A 15,745-nucleotide genomic window follows, 5' to 3' on the forward strand; every position below is an offset into this window, starting at 1 on the left:
TTTATTTATCTGTAGCGGCATTGATCACTTTTGAAATATCGTCTGCAGTAAAGTTCCCTCTCACATCCACAAAAACCAGTTCTTTATCTGAGTTGACGGTGATCATCATATTTTTAATGGTTTCTCCGTTCTGTTTTACTCTAACATTGACGTTTTCTCCGTCGTGTTTTATGGTAGCCCAGTCTTCAAAATCATTGTCATTCAAATACTTGGAGTAGTCGTTCAGCATGGCTTTGCTGCCGTTATCTACCGTCATGACTCTGATCTTCGATACTTTTTTGATCAGGGCAATCACTTCTTCACTTTCGCCGTCTTCTCTTAATGCCTTCTTGATAAAAGGTTTAGCGAGAAACAACGGAACATTGAAGCTTGCAAATTTGGCTCCTTTATAATCGTACCCCGACTGTTTAAAGAAATCGATATTGGGTCTGCGAGACGCTATACATGACTGAAGCATAAGTACTGCGAAGATTCCTACAAAGACGTTTATTAAAGTTTTCATGGCCGTTATTTTTTAGTCGATAGGTTTCAGAGTACCTCCCGATGTTTTGCTGATGTTAGCTTCTATTTCAGGTCTTCCTTTGTATTTTACCAATCCTCCTGAAGAGGCTCTTACTTTCAGTTTGCTTGAAACATTTACAGACAGGTTGGCCCCGGATGTCGCTTCTGCCTCAAGGCTGTCCAGTTTTAGTTCATCTGCTTTAACGAGCGCTCCGCTGCTGATGTCAATGATCCCTGAATTCGCTTTTCCTTCAATTGCTGCATTGGATCCGCTGGAAGCTTTTACCATAATGGTTCCCGCTGTAATTCCCGCTCTGATATTTGAACCTGAAGAAATCCCGATATCCACTGAATTTGAAATTTTAAAATCTCCATGTACATTAGCTCCGGATGATGCATCAATCGTAAGATTATTTTCTCTTATTGAATTCACCACATTGAAGTTAGATCCTGAAGAAGCTTTGATATTATCCATTCTTGGGGAAGAAATATTAACGCTTAAGTTTCTAAATCTTAAATTCTTCGTTCCTTTATTGTCTATATATACTTTCAAAACTCCGTTTTCCACCTTCGTGATCACATACTGAAGTTTATCTGCATCGGCAATGACCTTTACACTGGTTGGACTTTCCTGCTTGAAAACCACATTAACGCCTGTACTCACCTGAATTCCTGAAAATTCACCGACATTTCTTGCTTCCCCGTTAATATAAGAGGAATTACTTTCAGCGGTAAGGCTGCTTCTGGTAGTGGTTACCGAACTTGTTTTGGTTTTGGTTTCGCTGGAATTGATGATCTTGTTCACATCATCCATGGAAAGTTTCCCATCCAGCATCACCAGGATATTTTCTCCTTTTCCTCCATCGATGCTTAACAGCAGGTCATCCAGGATTCCGTCTTTTGCTTCGGCGGAAAGAAATTTAATCTTCGATCCGGAGCTATTTACAGACATGATTTCGCTATAATTGAGCGTTTTTAAATAAGAAGCTACATCTTTATTTAACTGAGACAGATGGGTCTGCACCTGAATACCTTCTTTAGAATTGGCTTTCTCCGGATTTTCGGTAATAAGAATCTTTAATCCGTTAATTTTAGACAACAGCGGCTTGATCTGATCCAGCTGCGAATCATCAATATTAAGACTGCTGAGCATGCCGAACATGGGTTTAGCAATTTTAATAGAGGTTACACCTTCCACTTCCTGATATTTTTCAAAAAGCCTGTCGAACTTGTCACCCTGCCCATACACCGTAAAGAAGTGGGAAAAGGCAAGTGCGAATATTATGAATATTTTTTTCATGAGTCAATTTTTATTTCTTTTAAAGCTGATTATTTTTGCCTGATCAGGTGCATAATCTATTTTTGTTAATAATCGTCGTCTACGACGGTAGGCTGTACTAACTTTTCACTAACGTTATTTGCAAATATCTGGAATGAATATTTAGTCACATTGATGGCTTCTTCTACATTATCGATTCTTTTACCGTTGACAATAACGTAAGAATTTTTATAGCCTGTAGAATCTTTTAAAGCCTTATTGTTTTTAAAAGAGGCATTGTTTACAAATCTCGGCCTTGTTTCTTTTTTAAGTCTTCCTCTTTTGGGCAGAATCTCATCCAGTACATCTTTTTCCGCTACCGAATTCTCCTGAAATATAGAATCCTTCTTCGCCCCGGAAATAGAATCGGTGTGGTTTACCGCTACCTGCTCCTGGTGGTCGTTATTCTCTTCTATAAATTTTGATTTCTGCTTTAAAACTTCATTTTTTACAAACTGTTCCTTTTCAATAACCCCTGTGCGGTAATCATTAAAGAAAAAACCTACACTGAAAACAAGCACTATTCCGGCTGCCATCCAGAACCATTTCGGGAAAGAAGGTTTATTCTTCTGAAGCGGGATGATGGGAGCATCGTTTGTTTCCATACCGGGAGCTGCTTCTTCTGTTTTCTGAAGAAAGTCTTCAAAGCTCCAGTCCATTTTCTCTTCCTTTATATCCCGGAAGATTTCGTCGTATTTATTCTGAGATTGATCTTTGTTCATAGCTCATCAGTTGTGATATTTGTTCTTTTACTTTTTGTCTCGCCCGCATCAGATTGACTCTTACTGCGTTTTCTTCCATCTCCAGCATTTCGGAAATTTCCGAGACTTCATATTCTTCTACATCTTTCAGATGGATAACCATTTTCTGTTTTTCCGGGAGCTGGTTGATAAAACCTATGATATACTCCTTCAGATTATTGATATCCATGCTGTATAGTTCTGAGCGGTGAAGCTGCAAATCTGCAAATCCTAACTTCACATCGTGGTGTTTCAGACGGTTCAGGCATTCGTTCCGGACGGACTTTAAAGCATAGGATTTCAAATTTCCAAATTGCCCCAGTTCCTCCCTCTTCTGCCAGAACTTCATCATCAGGTCCTGCACCACGTCCTCTGCTTCATCACTGCTCATAACAAATCTTTTCGCAAAACGATACATCTCGTCTTTGAGAATAAACACCGTATTCTTGAAAGTTTCTTGGGTCATGAGTTTTGTTTCTATTAGTAAGACAATTAAAATCTTAATTCTATTACACTACATTATAAAATAATTGCTGTTTTTTGCATTCTGTTTCCGCTTCATACTCATAAAACCCTTCTGCAAGAGACTTTTTATGATGTTTCTAAAAATACCTATTTTTTTTCTTTTCTGGAAGATAAAATGAAAATCTTAAGTTTTCTGCTATTTTTCTCTATAATAAATTTGAAATTTCACAAAGAAATAGAAAACTCACACGCCATTTTTTTGCTTACCAAAGCTTTAGAAACGTAATCATCCATGAAAATCTGTGTAATCAGTGGTTAAAAATATAATCTCCCACAGATTTCGCTGATTACGCGGATCTCTAAGATCATTTTCAAAAATATTTCACCCATTTAAAAGAATAAAAACACACGCAATCATCTGTGAAAACCTGTGTAATCCGTGGTCAATAAATATTAGCCACAAGAGATTCAAAGTTTTTTTAACACTTTAGTTAATTGAAGTTGATCATACAACTACATAGAAGAACACATAATTTTTGCAAAAATCTAAGATTTTTATATGGACAAAGTGCCAATGTTCTCAATCGTACATTTGTGGCAAAAAAAAGCCTCCGGAATGGAGGCTTTCAATATTAATAGGTATCAAAAATATGTTTTAAAATAGCTTTATCATTATCCGTTAATGGCACTTTTCTTCTGGCCATAGCCCGTTCTGCCACTTCATAGGCTTTATCCAATTTAAACCTTTCATCATCCTTACATCCGCCCCATGAAAAGTTCTCCACAAGGTTAGGTGGAAAACCCGGTTTAAATATATTGGAAGCCACTCCAATTACCGTTCCTGTATTTAACTGCGTATTAATAGCTGTTTTAGAATGGTCTCCCATAATCAGACCGGCAAACTGAAGTCCTGTATCTTCAAAAGCTTTTGTTCTGTAATTCCACAGTTTGACCTGGCTGTAATTATTTTTAAGGTTGGAAGAGTTCGTATCCGCTCCGAAATTACACCATTCCCCAATCACAGAATTCCCTACAAATCCTTCATGCCCTTTACTTGAATAGCCGAAGATAATAATGTTATTCACTTCACCTCCTACTTTACAATGTGGCCCTACCGTGGTAGCTCCGTAAATTTTGGAACCTAAATTAAATTTGGAATCTTCTCCCAATGATATAGGCCCGCGAAGATTACAACCTTCCATCACCTCAGCATTTTTCCCGATATAAATCTTTCCCGTTTTCGTATTGATCGTAGAAAATTCTATCTGTGCTCCTTCTTCAATGAACAGGTCTTTTTTATCTCCTAAAAGTCCATTGGTAGAAGACAGTTCCTGAGAAGTTCTCCCTTCAGTAATCAGGTTAAAATCAAAATCAATTGCAAGGTGATTATAAGTAAACAGGTCTGACGGCTTTTTAAAGAAAGTCAGTTTCTCTTTGATATCCGTCATCTTTTCGATCTGATTCAGAGAAAAACCCTTCATATTAATTCTCGCAGCCACCAGCTCATCTTCATAAACCAAAGCTTCACCCTGCTTAAGATCTTTAATCTGCTGAATAACAGTTTCAGTCGGCAGGAAATTGGTCACAAGGAAAAGACTTTCCTTATCTTCTGGGGCTTTAAATTTATTCTGAAGATAATTTTCGGTAAAATAGGAAACTTCGGTATTTCCCAGGATTTTTTGCCATCGCTCAGAAAAAGTAAGGATTCCACATCGCATGGCGGCAACAGGACGGGTAAAGGTAAGCGGAAGAAAATCTTCCCAATACTGGGCATCTGAAAATACTAATTGCATTGTATAGAAGTTAGAAGTTAGAGATTAGAAATTAGATGCTCGAGATGGAAGTATTCTGCTTCACAAATCATTTAAGGCATCTGACTTCTGTTCTGAACAAAAATACGAAAATAGCGGGAATGGAGAAATTAGATGTTAGAGATTAGGGATTAGGGATTAGGGATTAGGGATTAGGGATTAGGGATTAGGGATTAGGGATTAGGGATTAGAAGTTAGTTAATGATTCTCATAGTAAGAATATCTTTCCTTTTATTTAAAAAGAATACAATTACTTCCTATAAAGACAAGTACAAAATACACCCATCTAACTTCTAATCTCTAGCTTCTAACATCTATATCAAAAAAAAAGTCTCCCAATATATTGGAAGACTTCAGTATGTTTGATAACAAAAAATTACTTAGCGAATTTTTTGTATTTGTTCATAAACTTATCAACTCTACCTGCAGTATCAACTAACTTCACTTTACCAGTGTAGAAAGGGTGAGAAGTTGAAGAGATTTCCATTTTGATCAATGGGTACTCTTGTCCTTCGAATTCGATACTATCTTTTGTTTCTGCAGTAGACTTACAAAGAAACACGTCGTCGTTACTCATATCTTTGAAAACAACAAGTCTATAATTTTCTGGGTGGATTCCTTTTTTCATAATACAATTTTTAAAAAATTAAAGTTTGCTTTCGAAATAGTAATGGTATTTCTCTGCTAATTTTAGGCTGCAAAAATACAACATTTTTTTAAATATCCAAATACTCCATTCAATTTTTTTTATTGATAAGAAATTCAAAGTATTTTCGTTAAATTTGGAATCTATTAAACTTTAATTTCGATGAAATTCAAACTATTACTAGCTTTTTCTTTCTGGATGCTTCTTGTAGCGGTATCATGTAATAAAGACGATATTACTTTTGATGCCCCTTCACAGCAGTTACGTTTTTCAAAGGATACGGTATTTTGTGACACCGTTTATCATCAGGTACGTTCTGAAACGTATTTGGTAAAGGTATATAATAATGAAGACAAAGACGTTCTTATCCCAAGAATCAATCTGGAAAAAGGAAGTGCATCATTATATAGAATCAATGTAGACGGAAAACCGGGCTACGATTTTAAAGATGTTCCTTTGAGAAAGAAAGACAGTATGTATATTTTCGTTGAAATTGCACCACAAGCCACCGGACCTGAGGCTATCGCTGAAGACAAAATTCTATTCAGCAGCGGTGCAGGACAGCAGCATGTTACTTTATTCTCAGTAGTACAGGATGCGGAATTCTTCATTCAAACTCCTACCAATCCTAATCAGATCGCTACCCATACAGTCTGGAATAAAAATAAAGCGAAGATTATTTATGGTGACCTTACCATCAATCCTAATATAACACTGGATATTCAACCCGGAACAAAAGTATATTTCCACACCAACAGTGGGATGAAAGTTTCCACTGGTGCTACTTTAAATATTAATGGAGCACTAAATGATGAAGTTATTCTCCGTGGTGACCGTAATGACTTGGATCACGATACCCTTCCTAAAAACTGGAACTCCATCCGTATGGAAGCCAATTCTAATCTTAATATGAATTTCGCGAGACTTTTCGGAGGAACCAGAGGACTGGATATGAAACAGAATATTGCCAATATCAGCAATTCATTCATCTATAATTTTTTTGAATATGGTATTTATGCCGTTGGCTCAACAGTTACTGCTAAAAACTTAGTCATGAATAACTGTGGCGAGTCTTGCATAGGGATCTTCAGAGGAGGAAATCACAGCTATACGCACGCTACCATTGCCAATTATTCCAAAACAATGGGAACATTCAATAGAAACGGAATTACGGCTGCCAATGAATGGAAAAATGCTGCAGGAACTACAGAACAGGGAGCTCTTCAGCGTCTTGACATCAAGAATAGTATTGTGTACTCAGACAGAGACAATTCTGTGAATTTTGAACAGACTCCGGGTCAGCAGTTTGAATTCCTGATCCAGAACTCATTAATCAAATATTCAGGCGTACCTGAAGCAGGATTTAATTTTGACACCAGTGCTAATGTCATCCAAAGCATCAAAAATCAGGAACCACAATTCCTTAACTATTTTGCGGCTAAGATGAATTTAAGAGTAAAAACAACATCTCCGGCCAGAGGAAAAGGAAACTTAACCGTAGCGGGAACCGTACCTCTTGACATTGTGAATGTATCGAGAACCACTAACCCTACACTTGGCGCTTATCAATAATGGAAATAACACAATTGCAGCAGCAGGTAGACGAATGGATCAAAACCATCGGTGTCCGCTATTTCAATGAACTGACCAATATGGCGATGCTCACCGAAGAGGTAGGCGAAGTAGCCAGAATCATAGCCAGACGATATGGCGAGCAGAGCGAAAAAGAAAGCGATAAAAGCAAAGACCTCGGCGAAGAACTGGCAGATGTGCTGTTTGTAACATTATGTCTAGCCAATCAAACCGGAGTGAATCTGCAGGAAGCTTTCGATAAAAAGATGAAGATCAAAACTGACCGTGACAAAGAACGGCATCAGAATAATGAAAAGTTAAAATAGAAATAGATTTCAGATATGAGACACCAGATATCAGACGTTAAACAATCTGATATCTGATGTCTGTCATCTGATGTCTCTAATTTGAAGAAACAATGAAGTTAGAAAAATCAAAATTATCAGCAGATAAAACAGTTCAGATCAGCGGTTCGAAAAGTATTTCGAATCGTTTGTTGATTTTGGAAAGTTTATTTAAAAACATACATATCGGGAATTTATCCAATTCTCAGGATACACAGCTACTGAAAAAAGCACTGTCTGAAAATACGGAAACCGTAGATATCCACCATGCAGGAACCGCCATGCGTTTTCTTGCATCCTACTATTCAATCTTTGAAGGAAAAACGACAATTCTTACCGGATCCAAAAGGATGAAGGAAAGACCGATCAAAAACCTTGTAAGTGCCCTGAAAGACTTAGGGGCAGAAATCGAGTATTTGGAGAATGAAGGTTACCCGCCTTTAAAAATTACAGGAAAAAAAATCACTCAAAAGCAGGTGAACGTTCCGGCTAATATATCCAGCCAGTTCATCACTTCGCTCCTTCTGATTGCTGGGAAACTGGAAAACGGACTGGAAATTAATCTGGTTGGAGAGGTCACTTCAAGATCATATATCGAAATGACGCTGGATATTCTGACCAAATTCGGAATTAAAAACAGCTTTGAAGGAAATACCATTAAAGTAGAACCTTTTGACGAGAACAGTGAATTGTCAACAGTGAATTATGAAGTAGAAAGTGACTGGAGCTCGGCTTCGTACTTCTACTCGATCTGTGCACTGGGGAGAGAAACCATTCATTTGAAAAGTTTTTACAAAGAGTCTACCCAGGGAGATTCTGCCATTGCTAAGATCTATGAAGACTTTTTCGGTATTAAAACGATATTCACAGAAGACGAACATAAACTGACGCTGATACCTGAACCCAATTTCTCTTTCCCGGAAAAAATTGTTCTGGATATGAACAACTGCCCGGATATCGCCCAGACACTTTGCGTAACAGCAGCAGCCTTAAAAATTCCGTTCGAAATTTCCGGACTGGGAACTTTGAGGGTGAAAGAAACAGACAGACTTCAGGCTTTATATAATGAACTGAAAAAACTGGGAACCGAGACAGAGATCACAGATCTTACCATCAAATCTCTAAGCTTTGGAGAACCGGAAGAAAATATTTCCATCAAAACGTATCAGGATCATAGAATGGCAATGAGTTTTGCTCCGTTCTGCCTGATCAGAGAACTCAATATTGAAGAGGAAGATGTAGTGGAGAAATCTTACCCGATGTTCTGGAAAGACCTGGATGATGTGATGGTTCATTGATACAGTAATTTGATGATGTGATGATGTGATGATGCGGTGATGGGGTAATTTGAAAATATACAGATTTTATGAGAAACTTTTTTCTGCTTTTTGCGGTCATGATTCCGATGGTATTTTCGGCGCAATATCTTTTGCCTAATGAGGAAACTGTTTTCTCATTTGACACCAAAAACGGAAAGAAAATGGCTTTGGTGAAAGATAAAAAGAACGGTTATATTCAGTATAGATTCGGGAGTAAAGACCATGTAGACATGAAATTTCCATCCACAAGGACCAAAGAAAGCTGGAAGCAGTTCACCTACAGTTCTTACCACAGAGGAGGCGGAAAACAAAATGCAGGTATGGACCTCAACTATCTGACCTTTACCAATAATAACTATAAATATCAACTGTTCAGAACTTATTCCGCGGAAGATGAATCATTTTCCACAGGAATTACCGTTACAGACAGCAAGGGAAAAGAAACTGAGATTACAGGAGTTTACAAAACCATCAAAGGATGCCTGTGTAATCTGGAAGACACAGAGGTAAAGAAAGATGATTTTGGTTCATAATTTAATCTCTTAAAATGAAACAGCTTTTCTCTCTCGCCACTTCTTTGTTTGTCATAGGATTTCATGCCCAGAATCTGAAAAACTTTGCGGTTCCGAAGGGCTATCAAAAAATTGCCGAAGCGAAAGGAGATCTGGACAAAGACGGAAAAGATGAAACCATACTTATTTTCAATACGGATAAAAAAACCAATCTGGATGATCGCGATGATTTCCTGAGATCATTTTTCATCTTAAAAGATATAGACGGCCAGCTGAAAATATGGAAGGAGAACAACTCAGTACTTTTTTCCAGTGGAATGGGATTTTATCCGGAAAGCAATGCTGCTCCTGAAATATCCATCAAAAATAACAGTCTTTCTATTACCCAAATATTCAATACGAATTCAAGGCATACGCAAACTTATACACATACTTTCAGATTTCAGAACGGTGATTTTTACCTCATCGGATCTCATGACAGATTTGAAGACACCTGTGATTTTAATAATCTGAACGAGATCAATTTCTCAACAGGAAAAGTGATTATTGATGAAGAACACGGTTCCTGCGATGAGGATGAAAGAATTATCCCCAAAGATATTCACAAAGAACTGATCCATCCTTTTAAGACTCTGATCAAAATGAACAATTTCAGGATTGGGGAAAACAAATTTAAAATCTCAGGTTTAAAAAGAGAAATTTATTATTGATTATCAACAACATAAATGAGCAAAATGAAAATCCTGCTCATTTATTTTTTACATTATCCACCTACTTATCCACAGAGTTATCCACAATTCATGAACAACTTTTTACTTACGGATTCCGTAGGCTTCCAGTATTTTATGAAAGATCTCTGTATTTTCAAACAGTCCTGTGAATTCCTGAGAATGCGGACCGTAAGCAAATACACTGGATGGAATTGAGGTATGATCATTTGTACTGAAATTCCCGAAAACCCAACCTTCTTTAAGGCTTCCGTCCAAAAGTGTCAGACCTCCGGTTTCATGGTCTCCTACGACGACAACCAGTGTTTCTTTATTTTCATCTGCAAATTTCATCGCTTTTCCTACCACATGATCAAAATCCAGTAATTCAGTGACCAGCTGTTCCAGATTATTGCTGTGCCCGCCGCCATCTGTCTGCGAAGCTTCTATCATCATAAAGAAACCTTTTTTGTTTTCCTTTAAATCATTTAAGGTAAGATCAAAAGCATCAGCCAGCCAGTTTCCTCTTCTATTACTTATTCTCTGTGAAGCCAAAGGATCAATGATCAATGTTCGGTTATTTATTCTACTGACTGATTTCAGATCCTGGTAGAAATCAATCTTGGCATCTTTGATCTTTTGCACATTCTCCTGACTCAATCCGTTTGTAGGTCCTCCTATTAAAATTTTCGTTTTAGAACTGACAAAATCTTTAAGGATAGACTCCGAGCTGTTCCTGTTGTCTGAATGGGCATAGAAATCTGCAGGTGTTGCATCCGTCACATCTCCCGTGGAAATCAATCCCGAAACCATTCCTTTAGCAGCAATGATATCCGGAATCTGAGCCAGAGCTTTTCCTTGGTCATCTACCCCTACAAATGTATTTTTGGTTTTAACGCCTGTAGCAAATGCGGTTGATCCCGGCGCGGAATCTGTAATGTAGGCATTCGATGAATTGGTTTTGGATAATCCGGTGGATTTCATATTAAAAACATTCAGCTTTCCTTTATTAGCCGTAAAAGCAGCATAGTATTGAGGAAGAGAAGTTCCGTCCGGAATCAGAAGAATAACGTTTTTAACCTTCTTATCGGTTTTATCTGTTTTGTACGTTGGTTGGTAGACCTCATACTCCTTTGTATTCTTATAAAAATTCTTAGGAATGGTATTGATGAACTTTTTTAGATCAGGAATATGGTCTGTATTGATATAATCCACATCAAGATCCATCAGATTCACCCAGGCATTCGTAAAATCAGGGGCTCCATAGAATCGGACAGGCTTTTGCTGAGCATGGGCTTTTGCTACAGACTGTCGGATCTTTTCTGTTTCTTCATCTCTTGGAATCCCTTTTCCGTTCCATTTAACCAGTTCCTGAAAGTCTGCACTGAACAAACCGACTCTTTTCAACTGATCTGCGGTATAGTTTGTATCAAGATTCCCGTCAAACCAGAGATAATTTGGATAGTTTCTAAAATCACCCGGCTGAGGTCTTCCGCCAGTGATCACAATTTTAACTCCCGGACAGCCTGTAATTTCAGGATATTTCTTCAAAATACTCACCAAGGCACTGAGAGATGTTTTATAATCCTGTTTGATATCGATGAGCAGCTGCAGCTTTTTAATAGCATCAGAATAAATATTTCCTTTGTTCAATTTGATCTGTTTCGATATCGGATCAAGGTACAGACTTTCCAATGTTCGCTCTGGTAACAATTCTTTTTCAGTATGTGCTACCCACAACTTTCCTTTTACAAGGAAAACATCCGCCTCAACAGATCCAAAATTGGCATAATACGCCTGCCAGAAAGGAATTTCCTGCCGATAATCATTATGTGAATGGGCATTTCCCACAGTATATTTCAGATAATTCTGAGCCTGATTTTGGGTAAACAGACCAAAAGCCAGTACCGCTGCTATGTTTTTTGATAATGTAATCATATGTTCGGGCAAAATTAGGAAAGCTACTCAGCCCGCTTCATTAAGGTTTTCTTATCTTTTTATTAAAAAACAGTATCGTAATCTGCATTTATTAGAAGGAAAATATAATCATCTGATTGTAAGACCTATCATTATAAAACTAATAATTTAGTTTAAAAAAATACCACCTTTATCATTCCATTTTATCATTCATCTTCATTTAGAGAGACGATATTCTATAATATTCACACTGACTGATTTTAAGCTGTAAATAAATAAGAGAGTTCACTTTTCTTTTTTTACATTTGCTGGAAATACGGTTTACGTTGTGACACTTGGTAAAAAACGGTTCACCGGCATCCGGAACAAAAATTAAAAAGTCTAAAAAATTATAAACAATTCAATGACGATCATCATCACTGGAACCTCATCAGGAATAGGTTTTGTACTGGCAGAATATTTTGGAAAGAAAGGCCATAAAGTATACGGTTTAAGCCGAAAACATACGGATAGCCAGTATTTCAGGTCTATCCCGACGGATGTTACCGACAATGTTGCCGTTCAGAATGCCATCGCAGAAGTTTTAAAAACAGAATCGAGGATTGATGTCCTGATCAACAATGCCGGAATGGGAATGGTGGGCGCTGTGGAAGATTCTACCAAGGAAGATATTTTAAAACTCTTCAACCTGAATCTTGTAGGCTCTGTGCAGATGATGAGCGCCGTTCTTCCAAAAATGCGTGAAAATAAATTCGGAAAAATCATCAATGTTTCGAGTATCGGAAGCGAAATGGGACTTCCGTTCCGCGGCTTTTATTCTGCATCAAAATCGGCACTGGACAAAGTAACGGAAGCGATGAGGTATGAAGTCTATCCATGGAATATCGATGTTTGCTCGCTACACCTTGGTGACATTAAAACGAATATTGCAGAGAACAGGGTAAGAACTGAAGTTTCCGCACCCTATAAAAGTGTATTCGATAAAGTCTATGCTTTAATGAATTCTCATGTGGGCGACGGAACCGAACCTCTTGAGGTAGCTGCTTACGTTGAAAATCTTTTGAATAAGAATAAATGGAAGGCCCATTATTATTTTGGTAAATTCGGGCAGAAGATCGGAGTACCGTTGAAATGGATTCTTCCTCAGGGAACGTATGAAAATCTGATGAAGAAGTATAATAATTTGAAATGATTTAAGTTTAATAGATTATATCATGGTAAAATATTTATTCTTATTTGCATCTTGTTTTGTTTTAGCCCAGAAAGCAACGCTTTTCCCATTAAAAAAAGGAGATAAATGGGGGTTTGCGGACGAAAAACAAAAATTTATCATCGCTCCTCAGTATGATTTTGCCAGCCCATTTGTAGAATATAAAATTTACGATTCTCAGCAAAAAACATACAAAAATGTAATGTCTGCCAATGTAAAGCTCGAAAAAAAGTCTAAATGTATTTTGGAGGACAACACTGAAATAAATTGTGCAAGTTTAGAAGATCTGTCGACATCCATTGAAACTTCCTTTTATGAAATTTCTCAAGATGACTATACAAAACAACGTAAAAGAACTGATGATAAAAATCTTGAGAGCATCAGCCAGATTCCTCAGGATATCCGGAATAAATATCAAAAAATAGAAGCGTTTCAAAATAGTTCACTTTTATTTTTGGTTAAAAATAATGAGAAGAGCGGTATCATCGACAATACAGGAAGAATCATTGTTCCTCTGGTTAATGATTTTATAGAAGGACATGTGTATGAAACCACTACAGCAGGCAAATATGATTTATATTTTGTAGGAGTTAATTTGAAACCGCTACCTGACAGATATTACTTACGGGATGGAAAGTTTCTTATTGAAAGTTATTCTCCTTTTTCTGTAGCATCTATGAGTGGAAGTTTTGTTAAGGTTTCGGGTAAAAACAGAAAAATAAAAATATATAATTTAACGTATCAGAAATATATCAACGATAAAACATACGACAAAGTTTTAAATACCTTTTCAAACGGAATGATGGTGGTAGAGCGTGATGGAGAAGAGTTTTACATCGATGAGGCTGGAAAAGAACATAAAAGCAAATAACCTTTGAACCCCTTTATTTGATTCGCTTATATTTCATATTATTCCTTTGTTTTTGCTCTTTTTTTAAAGCGCAGAAGAAACAATATTGGCTCATCGACACGGAAACTAAAGTCAGAAAAAAAGTAAAAGATTCCGTTTCTGCAGCTAAATTTCTTGATTCTCTATCTCAAAGCAATTATTTCTTCACCAAACTGAAGGACGTAAAAGCAAAAGGGGACAGCACAGAAATTTTCTACGACAAAGGAAAAAATTTCAATGAAACGTATGTGGAACTTTCGGATTCCATTACACAGAAACTAAAAATTCAGAAAGATTTTTTCACAAAAAATTTAGATTCAACAAAGAAAAGCATCAACAAAAAATATATTGATGACGGTTATTCTTTCAGCCGGCTTAAATCTAAATACAAAGGTCAGAAAAACGGCTATCCGGTGATAGAACTGGATATCAACAAAAATGACAAACGTACGATCAATGGTTTTGTCGTTAAAGGCTACGAAAGGGTTCCGAGAAGGTTTATGAAAAATCTGGAAAAGGAATTCAAAGGAAAAACGTACGACGAAAAAAACCTTCTGGCCATCAGCAAAAACTTCCAGAGCCATGCTTTCGTTACGCTGGAGCGACCTCCACAAACCTTATTCACCAAAGATTCCACAAGCATTTACCTGTTTATGGAGAAGAAAAAAACGAATACTTTCGATGGGGTAATTGGTTTTGGAAACGATAAAACGGAAAAATTTACCCTGAACGGAACCCTGAACGTGAATTTCAGGAATATGTTCAATGGTTTTGAAACAGTCAATCTCTACTGGCAGAGAAACCCGGATAAAGGACAGACTTTCGATCTTCAGACCGATATTCCGTACCTGCTTAAATCCAATGTCGGAATGAATCTCAAAGTCAATATTTTCAGACAGGATTCCACTTTCGCCAATGTAAAATTCCTTCCGGCTTTCTATTATCACATCAACAACCGTAATAAAATCGGACTTAGAGGAACTCTGGAAACATCGAGCATCATTGATACGCTGTATGTTCAGGGGAAAGATTATAACAAAAAAGGTCTCGGAATCTGGTTTGAAATGACGGATCCGACAGATATTGACCTTTTCCTTTACAAAACCAGGATCAATGCCGGCTACGACTACCTTACAACGACTTATAGTAAAGATAATATTAAAGCCAATCAGAACCAGTTCTATTTCTTCGGGGAACATAATTATCATATTTCCGGCAATCATTTCCTCAATATAAAAGCGGAAGGTGCGATGATGGATTCCAAGGTTGAGTTCTCCGCGAATGAATTGTACCGGTTCGGAGGATGGAATTCCATGCGGGGTTTCAATGAGAAATCTCTTGCCGCTGATTTTTATTACTACGCAGGTCTGGAATACCGTTATCTCATTGGTAACCAAGCATTCTTTGACTTCTTTGGGCAATACGGCCAGCTTAATAATAAATCGTTAAATGTCAAGCCTAAGCTTTATAGTGTTGGACTTGGTTTTAACTTCTTCATCCCGATCGGGCTGATGAGTTTCCAGCTTTCTAATGGTAATGAGTTTGGGAATCCTTTTAAATTTAATGATATTAAGATTCACTGGGGTATCCTGAGTAGATTCTAGGGGAAATTTTCTTTATTATTTTTTTAACTTATATACAAGCCTGATAACGTTTATTTTAACGCAAAGTTTTAATACTATGTACCTTAGTTTCAAGGTGGGCAAAGAGATGTGGCTGCGCCACTGAATAAGCAGACGTTTTATCCGTACGCTTCATCGAATTGATTTTCTTCTTTGTATTCTTAAAACTTTG

15 protein-coding genes are annotated in these 15,745 nt (G+C 37.2%); 8 read left to right on the forward strand and 7 right to left on the reverse strand.

All coding sequences use genetic code 11. The annotated features are described in order from the left end of the window. Position 1 precedes the first annotated feature (1 nt). The 6 genes from IW22_RS22510 to IW22_RS22535 all read right to left on the reverse strand — a co-directional run bounded on the left by IW22_RS22510 (position 2) and on the right by IW22_RS22535 (position 5,463). Positions 2 to 502 carry a DUF4252 domain-containing protein gene (locus tag IW22_RS22510; protein ID WP_034731654.1) on the reverse strand — a complete coding sequence of 167 codons (501 nt, stop codon included), beginning with the start codon at positions 500 to 502 and terminating at the stop codon, positions 2 to 4. Positions 503 to 514: 12 nt separating this feature from the next. After that, on the reverse strand, positions 515 to 1,801 hold the full coding sequence (locus IW22_RS22515; protein ID WP_034731656.1) for a DUF4252 domain-containing protein: 1,287 nt from the start codon (positions 1,799 to 1,801) through the stop codon (positions 515 to 517). Between the two features lie 65 nt (positions 1,802 to 1,866). Beyond that, entirely contained in the window at positions 1,867 to 2,541 is a 675-nt protein-coding gene (locus tag IW22_RS22520) for a hypothetical protein (RefSeq protein ID WP_185113587.1), read from the reverse strand. After that, positions 2,516 to 3,025, reverse strand: coding sequence for an RNA polymerase sigma factor (locus IW22_RS22525; RefSeq protein ID WP_034731659.1), 510 nt, complete (start codon positions 3,023 to 3,025; stop codon positions 2,516 to 2,518). The genes IW22_RS22520 and IW22_RS22525 overlap by 26 nt, the downstream gene beginning before the upstream one ends. 631 nt (positions 3,026 to 3,656) lie before the next feature. Further along, positions 3,657 to 4,817 carry a GlmU family protein gene (locus IW22_RS22530; RefSeq protein WP_034731662.1) on the reverse strand — a complete coding sequence of 387 codons (1,161 nt, stop codon included), beginning with the start codon at positions 4,815 to 4,817 and terminating at the stop codon, positions 3,657 to 3,659. 394 nt (positions 4,818 to 5,211) lie between these two features. Then, positions 5,212 to 5,463, reverse strand: coding sequence for a type B 50S ribosomal protein L31 (locus tag IW22_RS22535; protein WP_034731665.1), 252 nt, complete (start codon positions 5,461 to 5,463; stop codon positions 5,212 to 5,214). 180 nt (positions 5,464 to 5,643) lie between these two features. On the opposite strand from IW22_RS22535, the gene IW22_RS22540 reads away from it, so the two are divergent. The 5 genes from IW22_RS22540 to IW22_RS22560 all read left to right on the forward strand — a co-directional run bounded on the left by IW22_RS22540 (position 5,644) and on the right by IW22_RS22560 (position 9,938). After that, on the forward strand, positions 5,644 to 7,053 hold the full coding sequence (locus tag IW22_RS22540; protein WP_034731667.1) for a hypothetical protein: 1,410 nt from the start codon (positions 5,644 to 5,646) through the stop codon (positions 7,051 to 7,053). Beyond that, on the forward strand, positions 7,053 to 7,379 hold the full coding sequence (locus tag IW22_RS22545) for a nucleotide pyrophosphohydrolase (RefSeq protein WP_034731670.1): 327 nt from the start codon (positions 7,053 to 7,055) through the stop codon (positions 7,377 to 7,379). The genes IW22_RS22540 and IW22_RS22545 overlap by 1 nt, the downstream gene beginning before the upstream one ends. A gap of 92 nt (positions 7,380 to 7,471) precedes the next feature. Beyond that, on the forward strand, positions 7,472 to 8,695 hold the full coding sequence (locus IW22_RS22550; protein WP_034731674.1) for a 3-phosphoshikimate 1-carboxyvinyltransferase: 1,224 nt from the start codon (positions 7,472 to 7,474) through the stop codon (positions 8,693 to 8,695). 68 nt (positions 8,696 to 8,763) lie between these two features. Beyond that, the gene (locus IW22_RS22555) at positions 8,764 to 9,249 is read left to right on the forward strand and encodes a hypothetical protein (RefSeq protein ID WP_034731678.1); all 486 of its coding nucleotides are present in this window, start codon (positions 8,764 to 8,766) and stop codon (positions 9,247 to 9,249) included. 14 nt (positions 9,250 to 9,263) lie between these two features. After that, the gene (locus IW22_RS22560; RefSeq protein ID WP_034731682.1) at positions 9,264 to 9,938 is read left to right on the forward strand and encodes a hypothetical protein; all 675 of its coding nucleotides are present in this window, start codon (positions 9,264 to 9,266) and stop codon (positions 9,936 to 9,938) included. Positions 9,939 to 10,040: 102 nt separating this feature from the next. Here the strand turns inward: IW22_RS22560 and IW22_RS22565 are convergent, their stop codons facing one another. After that, entirely contained in the window at positions 10,041 to 11,873 is a 1,833-nt protein-coding gene (locus tag IW22_RS22565) for an alkaline phosphatase (protein WP_034731686.1), read from the reverse strand. Positions 11,874 to 12,255: 382 nt separating this feature from the next. Here IW22_RS22565 and IW22_RS22570 point away from each other — a divergent pair, with 382 nt between their 5' ends. From IW22_RS22570 to IW22_RS22580, 3 genes are read left to right on the forward strand one after another with little or no spacing between them, the layout of a single operon-like run. Continuing rightward, the gene (locus IW22_RS22570) at positions 12,256 to 13,044 is read left to right on the forward strand and encodes an SDR family oxidoreductase (RefSeq protein ID WP_034731687.1); all 789 of its coding nucleotides are present in this window, start codon (positions 12,256 to 12,258) and stop codon (positions 13,042 to 13,044) included. 22 nt (positions 13,045 to 13,066) lie between these two features. After that, positions 13,067 to 13,933, forward strand: a complete 867-nt coding sequence (locus IW22_RS22575) for a WG repeat-containing protein (protein WP_034731689.1) — start codon at positions 13,067 to 13,069, stop codon at positions 13,931 to 13,933. Positions 13,934 to 13,950: 17 nt separating this feature from the next. After that, complete coding sequence (locus IW22_RS22580; RefSeq protein ID WP_034731692.1) at positions 13,951 to 15,555, forward strand: hypothetical protein; 1,605 nt, start codon at positions 13,951 to 13,953, stop codon at positions 15,553 to 15,555. Positions 15,556 to 15,745 lie beyond the last annotated feature (190 nt).

Source organism: Chryseobacterium sp. JM1, assembly GCF_000737715.1.
Classification (GTDB): domain Bacteria; phylum Bacteroidota; class Bacteroidia; order Flavobacteriales; family Weeksellaceae; genus Chryseobacterium.